The sequence below is a fragment of the Paraburkholderia sp. EG304 genome (genome assembly GCF_046543485.1).
Lineage (GTDB): Bacteria > Pseudomonadota > Gammaproteobacteria > Burkholderiales > Burkholderiaceae > Paraburkholderia > Paraburkholderia youngii.
The window spans coordinates 1-4,128 of record NZ_JBKGUA010000147.1 but is presented as its reverse complement, the minus strand read 5'-3'; the positions used below and the strand labels follow the sequence as shown (position 1 = coordinate 4,128).

The 4,128-nt window shown below is 63.7% G+C and carries 3 protein-coding genes; all 3 read right to left on the bottom strand.

Annotated features, from left to right (window positions below; genetic code table 11):
• Positions 1-316 precede the first annotated feature (316 nt).
• The 3 genes from ACLFKU_RS42535 to ACLFKU_RS42525 are packed head-to-tail and all read right to left on the bottom strand — an operon-like array spanning position 317 to position 3,781.
• On the bottom strand, positions 317-1,057 hold the full coding sequence (locus tag ACLFKU_RS42535; protein WP_410853231.1) for a GntR family transcriptional regulator: 741 nt from the start codon (positions 1,055-1,057) through the stop codon (positions 317-319).
• Positions 1,054-2,436, bottom strand: coding sequence for an aspartate aminotransferase family protein (locus tag ACLFKU_RS42530; protein WP_410853230.1), 1,383 nt, complete (start codon positions 2,434-2,436; stop codon positions 1,054-1,056). The genes ACLFKU_RS42535 and ACLFKU_RS42530 overlap by 4 nt, the downstream gene beginning before the upstream one ends.
• A 10-nt stretch (positions 2,437-2,446) precedes the next feature.
• Entirely contained in the window at positions 2,447-3,781 is a 1,335-nt protein-coding gene (locus ACLFKU_RS42525; protein ID WP_410853232.1) for a glutamine synthetase family protein, read from the bottom strand.
• Positions 3,782-4,128 lie beyond the last annotated feature (347 nt).

The window sequence follows — 4,128 nt, the reverse complement described above, 5'->3', positions numbered from 1 at the left end:
GAGGCAACGGTGCCACCCAGCGCTCTCCACTCGACTGATTGATTGCGAGAGCGCAATGCGGCTCTATACTCTCTGCTGCAGATTCGTCGCACGTCGAACCTGCATTTCGCGTTTCCACACAGCCTCGACCCAATGCAGCCGGAGGGGGATCAGGAATTCCAATGGCAGCTTCCAGAGTTGAGCTGTCCCTCGAAGCGATGGTCCACAGACAACGCGTCGGTGAACCGCATACCCGCGAACGACCGCTGAGCAGCGTATAGCGGTCTCCCCCGTAAGACGACATTTGCGCCGACCATGCCGGCCGTCGCGTCCGCGGTCAATCGCGTTTTAGGGTTGCCCTCAGAAACTGTCCCGCCACGAAGATGTCGCGCTCCACTGCTCGCCGCGCCGCGGCGGCATCCCGCCTGTCCAGCGCATCCATCAGGTCTTCGTGGGCGTCGTTCAACACGGCCGATGCTTCGGACGTGTCGAAGAGGCGGTTCGAGATTGGGCCGGCCTTCAGCCACAGCGTATCGATCAGGTCGAACAGCAAGGGCGAGCCGGCCGCCTTGTAGAGCAGGACATGGAAGTCTTCGTTGGCGGCCAGGTAATCGGTGGCTTGGTCGGTCTTCAAAGAAACGGCGGGCTGCTTCAGCGTTTGTTTGCCTCCCTCGGGCGTCCTGGCGCGAGGCGGGTGATCCGTTGGGGTTTTCAACGCCTTCGCCATGCGCTGGCAAAGCTTGCGCAGCGTGGCGAGTTCGGCCGGCTCCAACCTCAGGCAGCCGCGCTCGGCGGCCTCGCCTTCGAGCAGCATGCGCATTTGCAACAGATCGTCGAACTCGGGCAGCGTAAGCTTGGGGACGATCATTCCGGCGTTGGGCACGTTCACCAGCCCACCTTCAGCAGCCAGACGCTGCAGCGCGGCGCGCACCGGCATCTGACCTACCCCCATCTCGGCTGCCACGTTGCGGATCTTCAATCGCTCGCCGGGAAGGAAGCGGCCTACGGTCACCCATTGCCGCAACGTGGCGTAGGTAGTGTCTTGCTGAGTGGTGGTGGATTCGATGTCGTTACTCATGAATCGGTAGTGGCGGTGAGCGCAGTCAGCACAGCGTCGAATGCTGTGAGCAGGCGCTGCACGTGCATCTGGGTAGTGTCAGGGCAAACGAGCATCATATTGTGAAAAGGAGTGATCAGCACGCCGCGGTTCAGCAAGGCCAGATGCAGGGCGTGCTCCAGCTCGGCATCCATGACCGCCTCGGCCTGGCTGCCGTTGCGCGGCGGCTGCGGACAGAACTGGAACTCCACCCGGGCACCCACCTGGGTGACGCACCAGGGCAGGCTGTGGCGGGCGATGATCGTGCGCAGCCCGGCGGCCAGTTGCTCGGCCAGGGCGTGCATGGGGGCGAAGACCTGAGGCGTCATCAGGTGGGTGAGGGTGGCGCGCATCGCCACCGTGGCCAGCGAGTTGGCGGTAAGCGTGATGCCGATGCCCGAGTGGCCCGACGGTGCCGCGCGCTTGGCGGCCTCGGCGCGCTCGGCCAGCGCGGCGCTGAAGCCATAGGCCGCGCACGGCATGCCGCCGCCCAGTGCCTTGCCCACTACCACGGCATCGGGCTGCAGGCCGTGAGTGCGCGCATAGCCGCCGGGGCCGCTGCTGAGCGTATGGGTCTCGTCCAGTACCAGCAGGCTGCCGTGGCGGCGGATGATGTCTTGCGCCTGTGCCCAGTAGCCCGGTTCGGGCAGCACCATGCCGATGTTGTTCATCACCGGCTCGGCCAGAACGCAGGCCACGTCACCCGGGGCCAGCGCGGCTTCCAGCGCGGCCAGGTCGTTGAATTCCACTACGCGCGTGGTGGCGGTGAGATCGTGCACCTGGCCCAGCAGGCTGGCGCGTTGCGTGGGTTGGCCGTCCACCAGATCGACGAAGACGTCATCTACCGTGCCGTGGTAGCAGCCGTTGAACACCAGCAAGGTACGCCGCCCAGTGGCGGCCCGTACCCAGCGCAGCAAGAAACGGTTGGCGTCACTGGCGGTCATGGCGAACTGCCATTTCGGCAGTCCGAAATGCTGAGCCAGCAATTCGCCCACGACGGATGCGTCTTCGTTGGGCAGCATGGTGGTCAGGCCGTGAAGTGCCTGGGTCGCCAATGCCTCGGCAACGACGGCGGGCGAATGGCCGAACATGGCGCCAGTGTCACCCAGGCAGAAATCGGCCAGCGTGTGGCCGTCCACGTCGGTGAGCTGTGCCCCCTGGGCCTGGGCCACGTGCAGCGCGAAAGGCGTGGACCAGTCGTTCATCCAGTGCAGCGGCACGCCGAACATCAGCTGCGGCGCGGCGCGTGTGGACATCACTTGCGACTTCGGGTTGCGTTGCGCGTACCCGGCGCGTTCGCGTGCGAGCAAGGCCTGTACGCGTTCGCGCTCAATGCCGGTATGTTGAATGGTGTGGTTCATTGCGGGCTTCTCATACCAGCAGTAACAGGTGCTCTCGTTCCCACGAGCTGATTACCCGGTTGTAGGTGGAAAATTCCAGTTCCTTCACGGCGCAGAAGGCGTCGACGAAGGTTTCGCCCAGTACCTCCTTCATGGTATCGCAGGCGCGCATGGCCTCGATAGCGATTTCGAGATGGCGCGGCAGTTCGTGAGCGACGTTCCAGGCGCTGCCGTCGGTGGGCTCGCTGGGATGCAGGCGGTCGCGCATGCCGATGTAGCCGCAGGCTAGCGTGGCGGCCATTGCCAGATAGGGATTGGCGTCAACGCCGGGCACCCGGTTTTCAACCCGGCGGGCGCCGGGGCCGGACTTGGGGACGCGGATACCGCAGGTGCGGTTGTCCTGGCCCCAGCGCACATTGATGGGTGCCGACATGTAGGGCGCCAGCCGCCGGTATGAATTGACGTAGGGCGCCAGCATGGGCATCACCTGCGGGATATAGGTTTGCAGTCCGCCGATGAAGTGGTGGAAGTGTTCGCTGGCTGTGCCGTCGGTGTGGCTGAAGACGTTGCGGCCTTCGCCGTCGTTGATGCTCTGATGGATGTGCATGGCGCTGCCGGGTTCGCCCTCCATGGGTTTGGCCATGAAAGTGGCAAATACGCCGTGGCGCAGCGCCGTCTCGCGCACAGTGCGCTTGAACAGGAAAACGCGGTCAGCCAGGTCAAGCGGTTCGCCGTGGCTGAAATTGATCTCCATCTGCCCCGCGCCAGCCTCGTGGATCAGCGTTTCCACGCCTAGCTGGTGCTGGTCGCAGAAGGCGGAGAGTTCCATGAAGAAGGGATCGAAGTCGTTCACCGCGTCGATGGAGTAGCTCTGCCGCCCCACCTCGGGCTTTCCAGTGCGCCCCAGCGGCGGCTGCAGAGGCTCGTGCGGGTTCTGATTGCGCGCCACCAGATAGAACTCCATCTCGGGCGCCACGATGGGCTGCCAGCCGCGTGCTTCGTACAGCGCCAGCACGCGGCGCAGTACCGCGCGGGGCGAGATTTGCACCGGCTGGTCGTCCCACTCCAGGCAGTCGTGGATGACCACGGCCACCGGTTCGGCTGCCCAGGGCACGATGCGCACGGTGGCGGCGTCGGGCTTGCAGACCATGTCGGGGTCGGTATCGCCCACGAAGGGGCCGTTGTCGGGCTGTTGCCCGTTCACGGTGTTGAGCAGCACGCTCTTGGGGATGCGCATCTCGCCCGACGCCGTGAACAGATCGCGCGGAAGGATCTTGCCGCGCGCGATGCCCGTCATATCGGGGATGACACACTCCACCTCACGGATGCGGTGCTGGGTCAGGAAGTTGCTCAAAGCGTCATTCATAATCACTTTCGATATGATCACAAAAATAGGAATTGAGGCATCATAACGGCAAAAAACTGATGTTGTGATCACAAATGTAGACCGGCGGGCTATAGGACAATTCGCCACAGCGCCAACACCTGCCCGTCGCAGGTCCATGAGCATCACGACGGTATGGTCGTGCTGACGTGCCCCCTGCCAGCCGTTCTCAGAGTCAAATAGCAAATGGCCGGTCTGGATGGGCGGATTCAACCGGTCGATGCAACACAATGAACGCTGCGTGAGCGGCGGGAGTGTTGCAAATGAAGTACAGAACCCGGACCTTTTATAGCGAAAGCCAGAAAGCGTTGATGTGGGAGCGGTGGCGT

Excerpts from the sequence above, each read along its gene's own strand:
- ACLFKU_RS42535 (WP_410853231.1), bottom strand. The coding sequence starts at position 1,057 with ATGAGTAACGACATCGAATCCACCACCACTCAGCAAGACACTACCTAC.
- ACLFKU_RS42530 (WP_410853230.1), bottom strand. The coding sequence starts at position 2,436 with ATGAACCACACCATTCAACATACCGGCATTGAGCGCGAACGCGTACAG.
- ACLFKU_RS42525 (WP_410853232.1), bottom strand. The coding sequence starts at position 3,781 with ATGAATGACGCTTTGAGCAACTTCCTGACCCAGCACCGCATCCGTGAG.